This is a genomic window from Streptomyces sp. AC550_RSS872, assembly GCF_019049285.1.
GTDB lineage: Bacteria > Actinomycetota > Actinomycetes > Streptomycetales > Streptomycetaceae > Streptomyces.
Genome location: NZ_JAGMUL010000026.1, coordinates 61,535 through 79,983, shown reverse-complemented (window position 1 = coordinate 79,983; position 18,449 = coordinate 61,535). Strand labels below are relative to the sequence as shown.

Here is an 18,449-nt window from a genome sequence, read left to right as displayed (position 1 = left end):
AGCGGTGGGGGGTTGCGGGCGCGTTCAGCGGATCGTCTGCCGTCCTGTTGGCTCTGGCTCGCGGGTCTGCGGATCTGCGGGTCTGCGGGTCTGCGGACCGGTGGGCCTGTGGGTCTACAGGTCTGCGGGGCTGTGGGTCTGTGGGTCTGTGGGTCTGCGGCTGTAGTCCCTGGCGGTGTGGTGGTCGTCGTCGGGTGGGTTGTGCGGGGTCCGCCGCCGCTTGGCCCACGGCGATGGCCGTCGCAGGCCAACGGCTCCCGGGGCGGCCACTCGAGGTGGCCAAGCTCGGGCATCCGAGGCCCGCGGGGCCGGCCATCTGAGGCCCCCAGGCTCGGCGCCCGAGTTGCCGACTCGGGTACCTGAGCCCTCGAGACCCGGCCGCCCCGGCTTCCCAGCGGCCGCCCGGGTTCCCAGACCGCCGCGCCACTCCGGCTTCCGGATCCCGGCCACTTCGGCCGCCCCGGCGCCGAGGCACTGTCCACCTCGACTCCGCGGCCCCGTCCGCCGTGACCCCCCGTGCCACGGCGTCCGGGCTCCCGAACTGCCCCCGGCCGCACGGCCCCACGACCCCCACCGCACGAAGGCCCCGGCATCCACATCCACCCGCGTGCTCCGCATCCACCTGCCGAGCCCAGGCAGGCTCGATCCCCTGAACGCTCCCGGCCCTGCCCGACAGACGCGTCGCCCCCGTCGGGCAGGGTGCGCCTCACTTGAAGCCGGTGGCCATGTACTGGTCGACGTTGTCCTTGTCGACCACCGCCGAGTAGAGCGTGATCGAAGCCGGGATCTCGAACTCGGCCATCCCGCCGACGCCCTTGCTCTGACCCAGCGCACGGGCCAGGTCGATCGCGGACGCCGCCATGGTCGGCGGGTACAGGACGGTGGCCTTGAGGACGCCGTCGTCCCTCTTGATCGCCTGGAAGGCGGACAGCGCGCCCGCGCCGCCGACCATGAGGAAGTCGTCGCGCCCTGCCTGCTCGATGGCCCGCAGCGCGCCCACGCCCTGGTCGTCGTCGTGGTTCCACAGGGCGTCGAACTTAGACTGGGCCTGGAGGAGCTGGGCCATCTTGGCCTGCCCGGACTCGACCGTGAACTCGGCCGCCTGCCGGGCCACCTTCTTGATGTTCGGGTAGTTCTTCAGGGCGTCGTCGAAGCCCTGGGTACGCTGCTGGGTCAGTTCGAGGTTGTCCAGGCCGGCCAGTTCGATGACCGTGGCGTTGGACTTCCCCTTGAGCTTCTCGCCGATGTAGTGGCCGGCGTTGAGGCCCATGCCGTAGTTGTCGCCGCCGATCCAGCAGCGGTAGGCCTGCGGGGTGTTGAAGATCCGGTCGAGGTTGATGACCGGGATGTCCGCGCGCATCGCCTTCAGGCCGACCTGGGTGAGCGCCTTGCCGTCGGCGGGCAGCACCACCAGCACGTCGACCTTCTTGTTGATCAGCGTCTCGATCTGGCCGATCTGCGCGGCGGTGTCGTTCGACCCCTCGGTGATCTCCAGGGTGACGTCCGAGTACTTCTTGGCCCGGCTCTTGGCGTTGTCGTTGATGGCGTTGAGCCAGCCGTGGTCGGCCTGCGGGCCGGCGAAGCCGATGGTGACGGCCTTGCCGGGCTTGTCGTCGGCGGCCGACTGGTCGTTGGCGGCCGGCTCGTCGCCGGACTCGTTGCTGGTGCAACCTGTGAGGAGGGCACCGGCGCCTATCGCGGCGGTTCCGAACAGCAGCCCTCTGCGACTGGTGAGCTCTGGCATGACGGTGAACCCTTTCCTCAGGTCGTGCTCGCGGTACGGCGCTGGACCAGCACGGCGGCGACGATGATCGCGCCCTTGGCGATCTGCTGGACGTCGCTCTGCAGGTTGTTCAGGGCGAAGATGTTGGTGATCGTGGTGAAGATCAGGACGCCGAGCACCGAGCCGGTGATGGTGCCGCGGCCCCCGCTGAGCAGGGTGCCGCCGATGATCGCGGCCGCGATGGCGTCGAGTTCGTAGAGGTTGCCGTTGGTGTTCTGGCCCGAGCCGGACAGGATGATCAGCATGAAGGCCGCGATGCCGCAGCACAGGCCGGACAGCAGATAGAGGTAGAGCCGCTGGCGGCGGACGTCGATACCGGCGAGCCGGGCCGCCTCCGCGTTGCCGCCGACGGCGACCGAGCGCCGTCCGAAGGTCGTGCGGTTCAGGACGAGCCAGCCGATGATCGTCACGACCGCGAACACCATGACCAGCGGCGGAATGCCGAGCACATACGCGTCGCGCTCGCCGAGGTCCAGCACCGAGGGCACACTGACGATCTGTGTCTTGCCGTCGGTGATCTGGAGCGCCAGGCCGCGCGCGGAGGCCAGCATGGCGAGCGTGGCGATGAACGGGACCATCGCGCCGTACGCGATCAGCACTCCGTTCACCAGGCCGCATCCCACGCCGACGATCACCGCGGTGAAGAGGATGCCGGCGAAGCCGTACTCCTGGGTGGCCACCGTCGTCGCCCACACCGAGGCCAGTGCGACGATCGCGCCGACGGACAGGTCGATGCCGCCGGAGATGATGACGAAGGTCATGCCGACGGTGACTACGCCGATCACGGAGGCCTGGGTGAGGACGAGTTGGAGGTTGCGGGTGTCCAGGAACTGGTCCGGCTTGGTGATGCCGCCAATGACGATCAGCGCGGCGAGGACGCCGAGCAGGGAGAGGGTGCGCACGTCGGCGCGGGCCATCAGGCCCCGCCAGGCGGGCGGCGCTCCGGCCGACGGCACCTTGCCGGTGCTGTCCCGGGGCGGGGAGGCGTGCTGCGTCATGACGCCGGGCTTCCTTCCATGACGAGGTCGAGTACGCGGTGTTCGTCGAGTTCGCGGGCCGGTGCCGTGTGGACGACGCGGCCTTCGCGCAGGACCAGGACGCGGTCGGCGAGGCCCAGCACTTCGGGCACCTCGCTGGAGACCAGGAGGACGGCGAGGCCTTCGTCGGCCAGTCGTCGGACGACCGCGTACAGCTCGGCACGGGCGCCGACGTCGACCCCGCGGGTGGGTTCGTCGAGCAACAGGACGCGGCAGCCGCGCAGCAGCCAGCGGGCCAGGACGGCTTTCTGCTGGTTGCCGCCGGAGAGCGTGCGCACGGGCACGTTCGGGTTGTCGGGCCGCAGCGACAGCTCGCGGGTCGCGGCCCGTGCGGCTCCCAGTTCGGCGGCCCGGTCGACCCAGCCGCCGTGTGAGAAGCGGGACATGGAGGAGACGGAGACGTTGCGGGTGACGGACTCCAGCATCAGCAGCGCCTGCGCCTTGCGTTCCTCGGGGGCGAGCCCGAGTCCGGCGCGCACGGCGGCCCGCACGCTGCCGGGCTTCAACGCCCGTCCGTCCACGAGGACTTGACCGGCGCTGGGTTTCCTGGCCCCGTAGATCGTCTCCAGGATCTCGGAACGCCCCGAGCCGACCAGGCCCGCGAGACCGACGATCTCCCCGGGTCGCACGCTCAGGTCGAGGGGCTCGAACTCCCCGTGCCGGGCGAGTCCCCGCACCTCCAGCAGCGTCTTGCCGCCCGTCGCGTCCTTCTTCGGCCGCTCGGGGAAGACGTACTCGACGTTGCGTCCCGTCATCATCGCCACGACGTCCCGTGTCGGCGTCGTCTTCGCCGGAAGCCCGCCCGCCACGGCCCGCCCGTCCTTCAGCACCGTCACCCGGTCGCCGATCCGGCGGATCTCCTCGAGGCGGTGGGAGATGTAGACGACGGCGACGCCGGCGGAGGTGAGGTCGCCGACGATGCGAAAGAGGTTGTCGACCTCGTCCGGGTCCAGGGCGGCGGACGGCTCGTCCATCACGATCAGCCGTACGTCGTGGGAGAGCGCCCGGGCCATCGACACGATCTGCTGCTGGGCCGCCGACAGGTCCCCGACCAGGCGTGCGGGGTCGATCTCGGGATGCCCAAGTCGCTTGAGCAGCGCGGCGGTTGATTCTCGCGCGACCTTTCCGCGTACGACGAAGCCGGCGGCCGTGGGTTCATGGCCGAGGTGGACGTTCTCGGCCACCGACAGGTGCTCGACCAGGTCGAGTTCCTGGTAGATGGTGGCGATACCGAGGCGCATCGCGGCGATCGGCGAGCGGAGGGTGACCTCCTCGCCGCGCCAGCGGATGGTGCCGGTGTCGGGCTGGTGGGCGCCGGCCAGGACCTTGATGAGGGTGGACTTGCCGGCGCCGTTCTGGCCGAGCAGGCAGTGCACTTCACCGGCCTGGACGTCGAGATCGACGCCGTCGAGGGCGCGGACTCCGGGGAACGACTTGGTGATGCCGTTCATGCTGAGCAGCGTTGGTTCTGGTGCCATGAGGTCCCCTTGGCGGGCGTGCGGGCCGGTTCAGGGCAGGGCGAGGCAGAGCAGGACGAGACAGAGCAGAGCGGTGCAGAGCAGAGCAGAGCGGAGCAGAGCAGGGCAGGGCGGAGCAGCGGGTGGTGCGGGTGAGCCGTGCCGAACGGGTGGCTTACGCGGGTGAGAACAGGTGGTCGCTGATGAGCCGGGCCGCGCCGATGACGCCGGCGGTGGGGCCCAACTCGCCCAGGACAATGGGGAGGTTGCCGGTCGCCAGAGGCAGCGACTGGCGGTAGACCTGGGTGCGGATCGCGGCGAGCAGGTTGTGGCCGAGGCCGGTCACCCCGCCGCCGATCACCACCAGGCCGGGGTTGAAGAAACTGACGAGTCCGGCGATGACCTGGCCGACGCGGTTGCCGCCCTCTCGGATCAGGTCGAGCGCGGTGGCGTCACCGGCGGCGGCCGCGGCGGCGACGTCGACGCCGGTGAGGGTGCCGTTCGCCTCCAGTCGCGAGGCGAGTTCCTCCGACAGCCCCTGCTGGGCCGCCTCCACGGCGTCCCGGGCGAGGGCCGCCCCGCTGAAGTGGGCCTCCAGACAGCCCCGGTTGCCGCAGGCGCAGGGCCGTCCGTCGGACACGGCCTGGATGTGCCCGATGTCGCCCGCGCTGCCGGTGACACCGCGGTGGACGTCACCGCCCGCGACGATGCCGCAGCCGATGCCGGTGCCGATCTTGACGCAGAGGAAGTCGCCCACGGAGCGTGCGACGCCCGCGTGCTGCTCCCCCATCGCCATGAGGTTCACGTCGTTGTCGACCATGACCGGGCAGCCGAGCTCCTGGCTGAGCGCCTCCCGCACGGGGAAGCCGTCCCAGCCCGGCATGATCGGCGGCGCCACGGGGACGCCCTCGGGGAAGCGGACAGGGCCGGGGACGCCGATGCCGGCGCCGTCGAACCCTTCCACGAGCCCGGAGGCCCTCAACTTCGCTGCCATGGACAGGACTTGCTCGAAGACCGCGACCGGGCCCTCGCGGACGTCCATGGGCTGGTTGAGGTGTCCGAGGATCTCCAGTTCGGCGTTGGTGACGGCGACGTCGACCGAGGTCGCGCCGATGTCGACGCCGAGGAAACGCAGCCCGGGGTTGAGCCGGACGTTGTGGGAGCGGCGCCCGCCGCGCGAGGCGGCGAGTCCGTCGGCCACGACCAGGCCCGTCTCCAGCAGCCGGTCCACCTCCACGGCCAGCTTGGACCGTGAGAGGTCGATCTGATCGCCCAGCTGGGCCCGGGAGTTGGGTCCGCCGTCGCGCAACAGCTTGAGCAGTCGTGCCTGATGGGCGTTCGCGGGTCGCGCGGTCATACGTCTCACGAGCCCCTCCCCGCCTCATTCGGCCTGTGCGCGCCGGGTTTCGGCCACCTCGGTGGCCTGCTTTCGAGGGGAACGTAGCAGCGGCCGCACGGAGTGGGAAGAAGTTGCGCAGAGATTGCCGTCAACTTTCTCCACTCACAGGACAAAGGCGAGATCGAGCCCGTCCGACGAACCGGTAGGGCGCGGGCACGGATGCAGGCTCAGACGCAGGGGGCCAGGCTCAGACGCAGAGGGCTGTGCAACACAGCTCCGCTGCGGTCCTGAACACCGCTGCGGTCCTGAACACCGCTGCGGATCTCAGGACTTGGCCCGTGCGTGGTACGACCGTCGCGTGTGCTCGGTGTGTTCCCGCATCAGCTCGGTGGCGCGCCGCTCGTCCCGGTCGGTGATCGCGGCGATCATGCCCCGGTGTTCGATCCAGGACTGCTGCCCGCGCCGGCGGGCGACCGGCGTGTAGTACCAGCGGACGCGGCGGTCGACCTGGGTGGCCAGCTCGGCGAGGACCGTGTTGCCCGCGAGGTCCATGATCTTCGCGTGGAAGCGGGCGTTGAGGGCGACGGCGGCGTCCACGTCATCGGCGGCGACGGCCTTCTCGCCCTCCGCGCACAGCTCCTCCAGGGCCGCGATGCCGGCCTTGTCGGCATGGGCGGCGGCGAGCCGGGCGGCCTCGGCCTCCAGCAGCGTACGCACGGTGAGGAGCTGGTCGGCCTCCTCCTCCGTCGGCTCGTGCACGAACGCGCCCTGCGCGGGCCGCAGATCGACCCAGCCCTCGGTGTTCAACCGCTGGAGCGCCTCGCGCACCGGCTGCCGCGACACACCGAGGTGACCTGCCAGTTCGCTCTCGACCAGATGCTGGCCCGGCTGGAGGGCGCGGGTGGTGATGAGTTCGAGCAGCGCCTCGTAGACACGGTCGCGCAGCGGGCCGGGCCGTTCGAGCTTGGGCACCGCACCCTGCGGCAGTCCTGTCGACAACATCGGTCCCCCTCCTGGGCGAACGCCGGGCGACTGCATCCGGTAGCCGACCGTCACGGAAGGCCAGTATCGATTGTCTTTCGTCTACAGTCTACGGCGCACAAAGGCCAGGGAACCGTGGAGTCGGCCACGTCACATCCGCGTCAGGGACCGCCGGAGGCCGACGGCGGCGACGTCAGGGGCAGCGCACGACCTGCCCGGCGTACGACAGGTTTCCGCCGAACCCGAACAGCAGCACCGGGTCCCCGGACGAGATCCTCCCTTGTTCCACGAGCTTGGAGAACGCCAGCGGAATGCTCGCCGCCGAGGTGTTCCCGGACTCGGAGACATCGCGCGCGACGACGGCGTTGACCGCGCCGAGCTTGAGCGCGAGGGGCTCGATGATGCGCAGGTTGGCCTGGTGCAGGACGACCCCGGCGAGGTCCTCGGGCGCGAGGCCGGCGCGTTCGCAGGCCCGGCGGGCGATGGCCGGAAGCTGCGTGGTCGCCCAGCGGTAGACGCTCTGTCCCTCCTGGGCGAACCGCGCCGGCTGCCCCTCGATGCGCACCGCGTGCCCCATCTCGGGCACCGACCCCCACAGCACCGGCCCGATGCCGGCCTCCTCGGAGGCCTCCACGACGGCCGCGCCTGCTCCGTCGCCGACCAGCACACAGGTCGTACGGTCGCTCCAGTCGGTCACGTCGGACATCTTGTCCGCGCCGATCACCAGCGCCCGGGCCGCGGCCCCCGCCCGGACGGCGTGGTCGGCGGTGGCCAGCGCGTGGGTGAAACCGGCGCAGACGACGTTGACGTCCATCGCGGCCGGCGAGGGGATGCCGATCCGGGCCGCGACCCGGGCGGCCATGTTCGGGGAGCGGTCGATCGCGGTGGAGGTGGCGACCAGGACCAGGTCGATGTCGCCGGGCGCGAGTCCCGCGGCGGCGAGCGCCTTCGCGGCGGCGTGCGCGGCCAGCTCGTCGACCGGCTCGTCGGGCCCGGCGATGTGGCGCGTACGGATGCCCACCCGGGATGTGATCCACTCGTCACTGGTGTCGACCATGCCCGCCAGGTCCTCGTTGGTGAGTACCTTGGCGGGCTGATAGTGGCCGACTGCGGCGATGCGCGAGCCGTTCATGCTTGGTGATCCCCTCGGGCCTTGGGTAGCGGGATTCACCAGTCTGATCAGTGACTCACGGGTACGGGTGCAGGTGATGCCACAGGAAACAGGCGCCCGTCTTGTCAGCTTCCCTCAGACCATCGGACGCCCGGACAACTTCCGAACACCTACCCCGCACCTACCTGGTGAACAGCTGGGCCGCCTTCTGTACGAGTTCGTAGAGCCCGTACGCGAGCGGTACCCCCACCCATACCCAGGCAAAGGCGATCAGCCCCCGTCGGCCCGGCGGAGTGCTACTGCTGCTGGACATCGGCGGCCTCCTTCTCCTTCGGCTTCTCCTCCGACGCCGGAACGGGAACGTGATGGCGCGGGTGGACGGGCCGGACGAGTTCGTTGGCGACGAAGCCGACGGCGAGCAGCCCGATCATGATGAACAGGGACATCGTGTAGAGGGAGGCGCCGTCCTTGCCCGCCTCCTCCTGCCGGTCGGCGATCCAGTTCACGATCAGCGGCCCGAGGACGCCGGCCGTGGACCAGGCGGTGAGCAGCCGCCCGTGGATGGCGCCGACCTGGTAGGTGCCGAAGAGGTCCTTCAGATAGGCGGGGATCGTCGCGAAGCCGCCGCCGTAGAAGGAGAGGATCACCAGTGCGCACAGGATGAACAGCGGCTTCGACGAATCGCCGGCCAGCGCGATCAGGCCGTACATCAGCGCGCCCGCGCCCAGGTACAGCCGGTAGATGTTCTTGCGTCCGATCAGGTCGGACGTCGACGACCAGCCGATCCGGCCGGCCATGTTGGCGGCGGACAGGAGCGCGACGAAGCCGGCCGCGGCCGACACCGACACCGGTGTGGAGGTGTTCGTGAAGAAGTCCGTGATCATCGGCACGGCCTTCTCCAGGATGCCGATTCCCGCGGTCACGTTCATGCAGAGCACGACCCACAGGCACCAGAACTGCGGGGTGCGCACGGCGCTGCGGGCGGACACCTGCGGCCCGTCGACCGCACTGGGTCCGTCGCCGGCGGGCTTCTCGGTGCGCGGCACGCGGACCAGCAGCACGCCCAGCAGCATGAAGACGGCGTACGAGAGTCCGTGCACCAGGAACGCCAGCGCGATCCCGGAGCTGTCGCTGCCGAACGACTCCAGCATCTGCGCCGACCAGGGCGAGGCGATGAGCGCACCGCCGCCGAAGCCCATGATGGCGATGCCGGTGGCCATGCCGGGCCGGTCCGGGAACCACTTGATGAGCGTCGACACGGGCGAGATGTAGCCGATGCCGAGGCCGATGCCGCCGACGAAGCCGTAACCGAGGACGATCAGCCAGTACTGCTCGGTGGCGGCGCCCAGCGCGGAGAGCAGGAAGCCGGACGAGAAGCAGATCAGGGCGACCGTCATGGCCCAGCGCGGCCCGTTGCGCTCCACCAGCGTGCCGCCGAACGCGGCCGACAGGCCGAGCATGACGATGCCGAGCTGGAACGGCAGCGCGCTCTGTGTGCCGCTCAGATCGAGGGCGGATTCGAGCGGCGGCTTGAACACGCTCCAGGCGTAGGCCTGGCCGATGGACAGATGAACCGACAGAGCGGCGGGCGGAACCAGCCAGCGGCTCCATCCCGGGGGAGCGACAGGGGGACTCATGATCCCGAACGGTAGGGACCGAGCGCGGAGTTGAGAAGTCGGCGCGTCGACCGTATGCGGTGAGCGGTATGCAGGGCGCGACGAACGGTCGAACAGTGTCCGGAACACCACGTCGAGCGCCGGGCGGACGACCCTGCCGAACGGCGTGCGCGACCCCTTGCTGACCCCTCATCCATACTGTAGACAATATTCAGTCGACGAAATTCGACCCTGATCGGGCGTTACTTCCCAGCCACCTCCGCGGTACTCCCTCGACCGAACGGAGCGTTCCGAAGTGAAAGTTGCAGTCCTCGGCGCCGGTGCGATCGGCGCCTACGTCGGAGCCGCACTGCATCGCGCCGGCGCCGACGTGCACCTCATCGCCCGTGGACCGCATCTCGCGGCCATGAGGCGGCACGGGGTGCGGGTGCTCAGTCCGCGCGGCGACTTCACCGCCCGCGCCCACGCGACCGACGACCCGGCCGAAGTCGGCCCGGCCGACTACGTCTTCCTGGGCCTGAAGGCCAACTCGTACGCGGCGTGCGGGCCGCTCATCGAGCCCCTTCTGGACGACGGCACGGCGGTCGTGGCCGCCCAGAACGGCATCCCCTGGTGGTACTTCCACCGGCACGGCGGCCCGCACGACGGCCACCGCGTCGAGAGCGTGGACCCGGGCGGCGCCGTCAGTGCGGTGCTCACGCCCGAACGGGCCGTCGGCTGCGTGGTCTACGCCGCCACCGAACTCGAAGGACCCGGTGTCGTACGGCACTTGGAAGGCACCCGGTTCTCCATCGGCGAACCCGACCGCAGCGTCTCCCGGCGCTGTCTCGCGCTCAGCGAGGCCATGGTGGCCGGCGGCCTGAAGTGCCCGGTGGAGCCGGACCTGCGCAACGACATCTGGCTCAAACTGCTCGGCAACATCTCCTTCAACCCGATCAGCGCGCTGGCCCGCGCCACCATGCGGCAGATGTGTCTGCACGGCGGCACCCGCAAGGTCATCGAGATCATGATGACCGAGACGCTCGCGGTCGCCGAGGCCCTCGGCTGCGAGGTCGGCGTCTCCATCGAGCGCCGTCTCGCGGGCGCCGAACGCGTCGGCGACCACCGCACCTCCACGCTCCAGGACCTGGAGCGCGGCAAGCCGCTCGAACTCGACGTACTCCTCGCGGCGGTCGTCGAGCTGGCGGAGATCACCGGCGTCCAAGTGCCCACCCTGCGCACCGTGCACGCCATCTCGGACCTGCTCGCGCTGAGGAGCGCCGCATGAGGAAACGGCAACCGAAGAACTACACACGGCTGACGCACCCGCTCGTACGCGACTCCCGCGACGAACCGTTCCGGCAGGCCACCTGGGAGGAAGCCCTGACCCGGGCGGCCGAGGGCCTGGCCCGCAACCGCGGCGCCTTCGGCATGTTCTCCTGCGCCCGCGCCACGAACGAGATGAACTACGTGGCCCAGAAGTTCGCCCGGGTCGTCATGGGCACCAACAACGTCGACTCCTGCAACCGGACGTGTCACGCCCCGAGCGTCGCCGGCCTCTCCGCGGCCTTCGGGTCGGGCGGGGGCACGTCCTCCTACGAGGAGATCGAGCACACCGACGTCATCGTGATGTGGGGCTCCAACGCCCGCTTCGCTCACCCGATCTTCTTCCAGCACGTGCTGAAGGGGATCCGACGCGGCGCCCGGATGTACGCCGTCGACCCGCGCCGCACCTCCACCGCCGAGTGGGCGGAGAGCTGGATGGGGCTGAACGTCGGCACCGACATCCCGATGGCGCACGCGATCGGCCGCGAGATCATCCACGCGGGCCTCGCGAACGAGGCGTTCATCGAGCGGGCCACCAGCGGCTTCGAGGAGTACAAGGCGCTGGTCGAGCCGTGGACGCTGTCGCTGGCCGAAAAGGTGACGGGCGTACCGGCCGCCGCCATAAGGGAGTTGGCCCACGCCTACGCCCGCGCCGAGCGCGCCCAGCTGTGCTGGACCCTCGGCATCACCGAGCACCACAACGGCACCGACAACGTCCGCGCGCTGATCAACCTCTCCCTGCTGACGGGGCATGTGGGCCGCTACGGCAGCGGGTTGCAGCCCCTGCGCGGGCAGAACAACGTGCAGGGCGGCGGCGACATGGGCGCCATCCCCAACCGCCTGCCGGGTTTCCACGACATCCTGGACACGAGCACCCGCCTGAAGTTCGAGTCGGCCTGGGGCACCGTCATCCAGCCGCACTACGGCCTCAACCTCACGGAGATGTTCGAGGCGATGGAGGAGGGCACGCTCAAGGCCGTGTACTGCATCGGCGAGAACCCGGCGCAGTCGGAGGCGGACAGCGAGCAGGCCGTACGGCGGATGCGGCAGCTGGACTTCCTCGTCGTCCAGGACATCTTCCTGACGAAGACCGCCCAGCTCGCGGACGTCGTCCTCCCCGCGACCGCCGGGTGGGCCGAGACCGACGGCACCACCACCAACAGCGAACGGCGCGTGCAGCGGGTGCGGCGCGCGGTCACTCCGCCCGGCGAGGCGCGCGAGGACATCGACATCATCTGCGAGCTGGCGGCGCGGCTCGGCCACGACTGGAAGTACGCGGACGCCGAGGCCGTCTGGAACGAGCTCAGGTCGGTCTCCCCGGACCACCACGGGATGACGTACGAACGCCTGGAGGAACACCAGGGCATCCAGTGGCCCTGCCCGAGCACGGAGCAGCTCGAACCGACCTACCTCCATAGCCGGTTGTGGGAGAAGAACCCGGCCGAGCGCGGGATGCCGGCGCCGTTCGGGCTCGTCCAGCACGATCCGCCGGTCGATCTCACCGACGAGGAGTACCCGATCCGGCTCACCACGGGGCGGCGGCTCGACTCCTACAACACCGGGGTGCAGAGCGGGAGTTTCGCCTCCCCGCTGCGGCGCGGCGAGTTCGTCGAGCTGTGCCCGGAGGACGCCGAGCGGTACGGGGTCGTGGTCGGCGAGGAGGTCCAGGTGACCTCGCGGCGCGGTTCGGTCGTCGCGCCGGTGTGGGTCGACACCGCGCTGCGGCCCGGGCTCGCCTTCATGACCATGCACTTTCCCGACGAGGTGGACACCAACCAGCTGACGATCGAGGCGAACTGCCCGATCGCGGGCACGGCGGAGTTCAAGGCGTCGGCGATCCGGATCGAGAAGCTCCCCGTCGCGACCATCGTGAGGTGACGTCAGTGGACCTGCACTTCGGCGACAGCAAACCGACGGACGACGAACGGGCCGCCGTCGACGCCCTGCTCGGCCCGCCCGAGTCGTCCTGGGAGGGCGCCGACCGAACCGACGCCGACCTGAGGTGGGCACGCGGCGGCCGCGCGGCCCGGGACCGACGTGACCTGCTGTTGCCGGGGCTGCACGCCCTCAACGACCGGATCGGCTGGATCAGCGAGGGCGCCCTCGACTACCTGTGCCGACGGCTGACGGTGCCGCCGTCGGAGGCGTACGGCGTGGCCACCTTCTACGCCATGTTCTCGGTCAAGCCCCGCCCGGCGACCGTCCTCCACGTGTGCACGGACCTCGCGTGCGCGGCGGCCGGGGCGAGCGAACTGTGTGCCGGGATCGAGGCCGGGCTCGGCCTCGGCAGCGGGGTGAGTGTCGAGCGCAGCCCCTGTCTCGGGCTGTGCGAGCGGGCTCCTGCCGTGCTCGCGATCAAGGCCGGGGATCCGGTGCGTACGGCGGTGTCGGCGCCGACGACCGTGCACGACGCCGTACTCGCCGCGAGCGCGCCGGACTCGGCGCCGGAGGAGCCGGCGGCGGCGATGGCGGTTCCCCAGGCAGGGGACCCGTCGCTGGTGCTGCTGGGCCGTGTCGGTGTCGTGGACCCCTTGAGTCTCGACGACTACCGCGCCCACGGTGGCTACACCGCACTGCGCCGGGCCTTCGAGCTGGGCCCCGCCGGAGTCATCCGCGAGGTCACCGACTCCGGCCTGGTCGGGCGTGGCGGCGCCGCCTTCCCCACCGGCCGCAAATGGCAGGCCACGGCGTCGCAGCCCGACCACCCGCACTACGTCGTCTGCAACGCCGACGAATCCGAGCCGGGCACCTTCAAGGACCGCGTGCTCATGGAGGGCGATCCGTACGCGCTCGTCGAGGCGATGACGATCGCGGCGTACGCGACCGGCGCCCACAAGGGCTACCTGTATCTGCGGGGCGAGTACCCGCGAGCGCTGGGGCGTCTGGAGCACGCCGTCGCGCAGGCACGCGCGCGTGGGCTGCTCGGGGAGGACATCCTCGGTCAGGGGTACGCCTTCGACATCGAGATCCGGCGAGGCGCGGGGGCGTACATCTGCGGTGAGGAGACGGCTCTCTTCAACTCCATCGAGGGCTACCGTGGCGAGCCGCGCTCCAAGCCGCCGTTCCCGGTGGAGAAGGGGCTGTTCGGGAAGCCGACGGTGGAGAACAACGTCGAGACCCTGGTCAATGTGCTGCCCGTCCTGACGATGGGAGCCCGGGCGTACGCGGCGATCGGCACGGACCGGTCCACCGGGCCGAAGCTGTTCTGTGTGTCCGGGAGCGTGGAGCGGCCCGGCATCTACGAGCTGCCCTTCGGCGCGACGCTCGGCGAGCTGCTGGAGCGGGCCGGGGTCCGCGACGGGCTGCGGGCGGTGCTGCTGGGCGGCGCGGCGGGCGGCTTCGTACGTCCCGACGAGCTGGACATCCCGCTCACCTTCGAGGGCACGCGGGAGGCGGGCACGACGCTCGGCTCGGGTGTGGTCATGGCCTTCGACGACACGGTCCCGCTGCCGCGGCTGCTGCTGCGGATCGCCGAGTTCTTCCGGGACGAGTCGTGCGGGCAGTGCGTGCCGTGCCGGGTCGGGACCGTACGGCAGCAGGAGGCGCTGCACCGGATCCTTCAGCGCACGGGTGCGGCGGCCTCCGATGACATCGCCCTGCTCAGGGAGGTCGGCCGCGCGATGCGGGACGCCTCGATCTGCGGTCTGGGGCAGACCGCGTGGAACGCCGTGGAATCCGCCATCGACCGTCTGGGGGCGTACGAATGACCGTGGTACCGCTGGGGATCCCGCGCCGGCTGCTGGAGTTCACCATCGACGGGGAGCCCGTGCGCGGGGCGGAGGGCTCGACGATCCTCGACGCCTGCCGGGCGGCCGGGAAGGACATCCCGACCCTGTGCGAGGGGGACACACTGCGGCCCAAGAACGCCTGCCGCGTGTGTGTCGTCGAGGTCGAGGGCTCGCGGACGCTCGTCCCGGCCTGCTCGCGCAAGGCCGAGGCCGGGATGGAGGTGAGGACCGACACCGAGCGCGCCCGGCACAGTCGCCGAATCGTCCTTGAGCTGCTCGCGTCGTCGGTCGACCTGTCGACCACCCCGCAGGTCGCCGGGTGGATCAAGGAGTACGAGGCGAAACCGGACCGGTTCGGCCCGGACGCGGCGCGGCTCGACGAGGAGCCAAAAGTCGACAACGAGCTGTATGTGCGCGACTACGGCAAGTGCATCCTCTGCTACAAGTGCGTGGACGCGTGCGGGGACCAGTGGCAGAACAGCTTCGCGATCTCGGTGGCCGGGCGTGGGTTCGACGCCCGGATCGCCGTGGAGCACGACGCCCCGCTGACCGACTCGGCGTGCGTGTACTGCGGGAACTGCATCGAGGTGTGCCCGACCGGGGCGCTGTCCTTCAAGTCCGAGTTCGACATGCGGGCGGCGGGTACGTGGGACGAGTCGGCGCAGACCGAGACGACCACGGTGTGCGCGTACTGCGGTGTGGGCTGCAACCTCACCCTGCACGTGCAGGACAATGAGATCGTGAAGGTCACCTCGCCGCACGACAATCCGGTGACCCACGGCAATCTGTGCATCAAGGGCCGCTTCGGCTATCAGCACGTACAGAACCGGGACTGATCAGGACTGGTGGGGACGGGAAAATGGGACGAGTCACGGAACGACGCAAGGTGATCCGGATCCGGGACGGGGTGGTCTCCACCCGCCCGGACACACTCGTCGCCGAGGAACCCCTGGAGATCCGCCTCAACGGCAAGCCGCTGGCGATCACCATGCGCACACCCGGCGACGACTTCGCGCTCGCCGCCGGGTTCCTGGTGAGCGAGGGCGTGCTCGCCGAGGGCTCCGACCTGCGGAACATCGTCTACTGCGCGGGCGCCACGGTGGACGGCTCGAACACCTACAACGTGGTGGACGTGCGGACCGCGCCGGGCGTGGCCGTCCCCGACATCACCCTCGAACGGAACGTCTACACGACGTCGTCCTGCGGGCTGTGCGGCAAGGCGTCGCTGGACGCGGTCCGTACGACAGCTCGCTGGCCCATCGACGACACGCACGGCGGCGACACTCCCCCGGTCCGGCTCGACCCCGACCTGCTCGCGAGCCTCCCCGACCGGCTCCGCGCGGCCCAGCGGGTCTTCGACCGGACCGGGGGGCTGCACGCGGCGGCCCTGTTCACCGAGGACGGCGAGCTGCTCGACATACGGGAGGACGTCGGCCGGCACAACGCGGTCGACAAACTGGTCGGCCGCGCCCTTCAGAACGGCGACCTGCCGCTGTCCCGCACGGTGCTTCTCGTCTCCGGCCGGGCCAGCTTCGAGCTCGCCCAGAAGGCCGTGATGGCGGGCATCCCCGTCCTCGCGGCCGTCTCGGCGCCCTCGTCGCTCGCGGTGGACCTGGCCGCGGAGACGGGGCTGACGCTGGTGGGCTTCCTGCGGGGCAGCTCCATGAACGTGTACGCGGGTGAGGACCGCATCGCCCTGCGGGCCGCGGCCGCCCAGGGCTGAAGACGGTTCCCCCGCGGCACGCCGGCGGGGCCCTGAACGGCGGGGAGCGCCCCCTGCGCCTGTAGGGGCCCCGCTGTTCGATGGCTCGGTCGCCTGCGGGCGCCACATGCCGGTGTCCGGCGGACAGTGCAGGTTGGTGGGCACTCACCCGGCGTCCGTGTGGGCTGGTCGGCCGCGCTCAGGTGGCTTTGCAGCACACGTCCTACGCCCAGATCGATGGTGCTGCCGCCGAACAGCCCGGTGATGATGCCGCGTTGGCGGGAGCAGGTTCTCCGGGCCGTGTCCTGGAAGGCGGCGAGGGTCCGCTTCATTCGAGCGCGGGCCAATCGAGGGAAAGCAGTACTCCATCCGTGAAGTGACACCTGCACGGTTCTTGTGATGTGTGCGATAGCCCAACTAACGTCTGTGATGCGCACTTTGGACGTGGGATGTCCGAATGTTCGGATGCCTGGACACCGACCAGACGATGAAGGGCGGGCCGCACCATGCCGTCAAGAGTTCGCGCACGTCTCAGAGCTGCCCTGGTCGCGGCCGTCGCCCTCACGGCGACGGCCGCGACATTAGGTTCGGCACCGTCCCAACCGAGCAGCACGGCACCGTCGTTCGAGCAGCAGGCCCTCTTCAGGGCCGACCAGGATCCCGGGTACGCCTGCTTCCGTATCCCGGCGATCGTGCAGACCAAGGCCGGCACGCTGCTGGCGTTCGCCGAGGGGCGGGTGCTCAACTGCGGAGACGCCGCCGACATCGACCTCGTTCTCAAGCGGTCGACGGACGGTGGCCGCACCTGGGGGCCGCTCCAGGTCGTCAACGAGGGCAACGGCGACACGCACGGCAACCCGGCGCCCCTCGTGGACCATGAGACCGGGCGGGTCCTGCTGGCGGAGACGTACAACACCGGCCGTACGGACAGCGGCCCTTGCTCGGTGCCCTGTGACCGCACACCTCATCTCCAGTACAGCGACGATGACGGCCGGACCTGGTCCGCGCCACGTGACCTGAGCGCCGACATACTGCCCGCGGACTGGAATTCCTGGTACGCCACAGGGCCCGTGCACGGCATCCAGCTCACCCGGGGCAGGCACGCGGGGCGGCTGGTCTTCGGCGTCAACTCCGAGACCTGGGACGGCAGTCGGGTCACCGCCAACCACGCCGCCCTCATCGTCAGTGACGACGGCGGTGACCACTGGCGGATCGGCGCCACCGACTCCTGGCCCATCGCCGAGGCCGACGGCACCTTCCGGCAGAAGCCGTCCGAAGTGACCCTCGCCGAGCGTACGGACGGCACGATCCTCATCAGCGGGCGGGAGCAGGACGGCACCGACCTCGGGCATCGCTCCCAGACGTACAGCCTTGACGGCGGCACCACCTTCACCGGCCCGTTCCGGAATGTTCCGGACCTCTACACGCCCCAGGTGCAGGGCGCCACTCTCCGCCTGGGCAAGCGGCTGCTGCTGTCCGCGCCCGGCGACCCCGACCGTCGACGGACCATGATGATCCGGTCCTCCTGGAACGGCGGCACCACCTGGGACAGCGTGGACCGCGGCAAGGTCGTCACCACGGACTGGTCGGGCTACTCCGACATGGTGGGCATCGACGCGTCCACGGTCGGCCTGCTGTACGAGGGCGGCGCCGTGGACGCGCGGGACGAGATCCGCTTCGTCCGCTTCACCGAGAGCTGGCTCGGGCCGCGTCGTGGCCCCGACCCGACCACCGCCGACCTCGCCCCGGGCGCACCCCGGGCGACCGTCCTCGGGGGCGCCAGGGTGACGGACGGCGTGCTGGGCAGGGCCATGGAGTTCGACGGCGACGACGACGCCGTACGGCTGCCGTATCGGTCCCGACTGCCGCTCGGGACAGGGGAGTTCACGGTTTCGCTGTTCTTCCGGTACTCCGCCGCGTCCGGTGAGCAGCCGTTCCTGTGGATGGGCGGGATAGGCTCCACCCAGCCTCAGGTGTGGCTGCGCGGTGAGCCCGACAACGACCGGGTGCGTGCCCTGATCACCACACGGGAGGGGTCCGGGACGGTACGCACCTCGTCCGTGTGGGCCGGGGACGCCCACAACGACGACGAGTGGCACCACCTCGCGCTACGGCGCGGCGGCGGAGAGCTGACGCTGTTCCTCGACGGCAGGGCGATCAGGAGCACGGACGTGACCGGTTCGGTCAGCCGGAACTCGCCGTTCGGCGTGCACGTCGGGCAGCGCATGGACAGCCGGGCCTACCTCACCGGCGCGATCGACGACGTCCATGTGTGGAACCGGGCGCTCGGCGACGCGGAGCTCAGCGCCGCGACGCGGGTCGGCGCCCGTAAGGGTTCGGCCACGTCGGACACCGTCCTGTGGCTCCCCATGGACCAGGTGGGCTGAGAC

Annotated in this window: 14 protein-coding genes; 6 read left to right on the top strand and 8 right to left on the bottom strand. The window is 70.5% G+C overall.

Translation table 11 applies throughout. The annotated features are described in order from the left end of the window. Window positions 1-706 precede the first annotated feature (706 nt). The 8 genes from KUM44_RS12080 to KUM44_RS12050 all read right to left on the bottom strand — a co-directional run bounded on the left by KUM44_RS12080 (window position 707) and on the right by KUM44_RS12050 (window position 9,345). Window positions 707-1,744 carry a substrate-binding domain-containing protein gene (locus KUM44_RS12080; RefSeq protein WP_217207826.1) on the bottom strand — a complete coding sequence of 346 codons (1,038 nt, stop codon included), beginning with the start codon at window positions 1,742-1,744 and terminating at the stop codon, window positions 707-709. 17 nt (window positions 1,745-1,761) lie between these two features. After that, on the bottom strand, window positions 1,762-2,781 hold the full coding sequence (locus KUM44_RS12075) for an ABC transporter permease (RefSeq protein ID WP_217207825.1): 1,020 nt from the start codon (window positions 2,779-2,781) through the stop codon (window positions 1,762-1,764). Next, window positions 2,778-4,298, bottom strand: a complete 1,521-nt coding sequence (locus KUM44_RS12070) for a sugar ABC transporter ATP-binding protein (RefSeq protein WP_217207824.1) — start codon at window positions 4,296-4,298, stop codon at window positions 2,778-2,780. Before KUM44_RS12070 ends, KUM44_RS12075 begins: the two co-directional genes overlap by 4 nt. Window positions 4,299-4,452: 154 nt before the next feature. Next, complete coding sequence (locus KUM44_RS12065; RefSeq protein ID WP_217207823.1) at window positions 4,453-5,634, bottom strand: ROK family transcriptional regulator; 1,182 nt, start codon at window positions 5,632-5,634, stop codon at window positions 4,453-4,455. A gap of 306 nt (window positions 5,635-5,940) precedes the next feature. Next, window positions 5,941-6,618, bottom strand: a complete 678-nt coding sequence (locus tag KUM44_RS12060) for a GntR family transcriptional regulator (RefSeq protein ID WP_217207822.1) — start codon at window positions 6,616-6,618, stop codon at window positions 5,941-5,943. A gap of 172 nt (window positions 6,619-6,790) precedes the next feature. Further along, entirely contained in the window at window positions 6,791-7,729 is a 939-nt protein-coding gene (locus tag KUM44_RS12055) for a beta-ketoacyl-ACP synthase III (protein ID WP_217207821.1), read from the bottom strand. A 160-nt stretch (window positions 7,730-7,889) separates the two neighbouring features. Then, window positions 7,890-8,021 carry a hypothetical protein gene (locus KUM44_RS46760; protein ID WP_302185991.1) on the bottom strand — a complete coding sequence of 44 codons (132 nt, stop codon included), beginning with the start codon at window positions 8,019-8,021 and terminating at the stop codon, window positions 7,890-7,892. Beyond that, window positions 8,005-9,345 (bottom strand): OFA family MFS transporter, encoded by a 1,341-nt coding sequence (locus KUM44_RS12050; RefSeq protein ID WP_217207820.1) that lies wholly within the window; start codon window positions 9,343-9,345, stop codon window positions 8,005-8,007. The genes KUM44_RS46760 and KUM44_RS12050 overlap by 17 nt, the downstream gene beginning before the upstream one ends. Window positions 9,346-9,619: 274 nt before the next feature. Here KUM44_RS12050 and KUM44_RS12045 point away from each other — a divergent pair, with 274 nt between their 5' ends. The 6 genes from KUM44_RS12045 to KUM44_RS12020 all read left to right on the top strand — a co-directional run bounded on the left by KUM44_RS12045 (window position 9,620) and on the right by KUM44_RS12020 (window position 18,446). Further along, window positions 9,620-10,591, top strand: coding sequence for a 2-dehydropantoate 2-reductase (locus tag KUM44_RS12045; RefSeq protein WP_217207819.1), 972 nt, complete (start codon window positions 9,620-9,622; stop codon window positions 10,589-10,591). Then, window positions 10,588-12,507: a molybdopterin oxidoreductase family protein gene (locus tag KUM44_RS12040; RefSeq protein ID WP_217207818.1), complete on the top strand. Its 1,920-nt coding sequence runs from the start codon at window positions 10,588-10,590 to the stop codon at window positions 12,505-12,507. The genes KUM44_RS12045 and KUM44_RS12040 overlap by 4 nt, the downstream gene beginning before the upstream one ends. A gap of 5 nt (window positions 12,508-12,512) precedes the next feature. Beyond that, the gene (locus KUM44_RS12035) at window positions 12,513-14,336 is read left to right on the top strand and encodes an NAD(P)H-dependent oxidoreductase subunit E (protein WP_217208127.1); all 1,824 of its coding nucleotides are present in this window, start codon (window positions 12,513-12,515) and stop codon (window positions 14,334-14,336) included. After that, the gene (locus KUM44_RS12030) at window positions 14,333-15,193 is read left to right on the top strand and encodes a 2Fe-2S iron-sulfur cluster-binding protein (RefSeq protein WP_217207817.1); all 861 of its coding nucleotides are present in this window, start codon (window positions 14,333-14,335) and stop codon (window positions 15,191-15,193) included. Before KUM44_RS12035 ends, KUM44_RS12030 begins: the two co-directional genes overlap by 4 nt. 23 nt (window positions 15,194-15,216) lie before the next feature. Further along, complete coding sequence (gene fdhD, locus KUM44_RS12025) at window positions 15,217-16,080, top strand: formate dehydrogenase accessory sulfurtransferase FdhD (protein WP_217207816.1); 864 nt, start codon at window positions 15,217-15,219, stop codon at window positions 16,078-16,080. Between the two features lie 485 nt (window positions 16,081-16,565). Then, window positions 16,566-18,446, top strand: a complete 1,881-nt coding sequence (locus tag KUM44_RS12020; protein ID WP_217207815.1) for a sialidase family protein — start codon at window positions 16,566-16,568, stop codon at window positions 18,444-18,446. Window positions 18,447-18,449 lie beyond the last annotated feature (3 nt).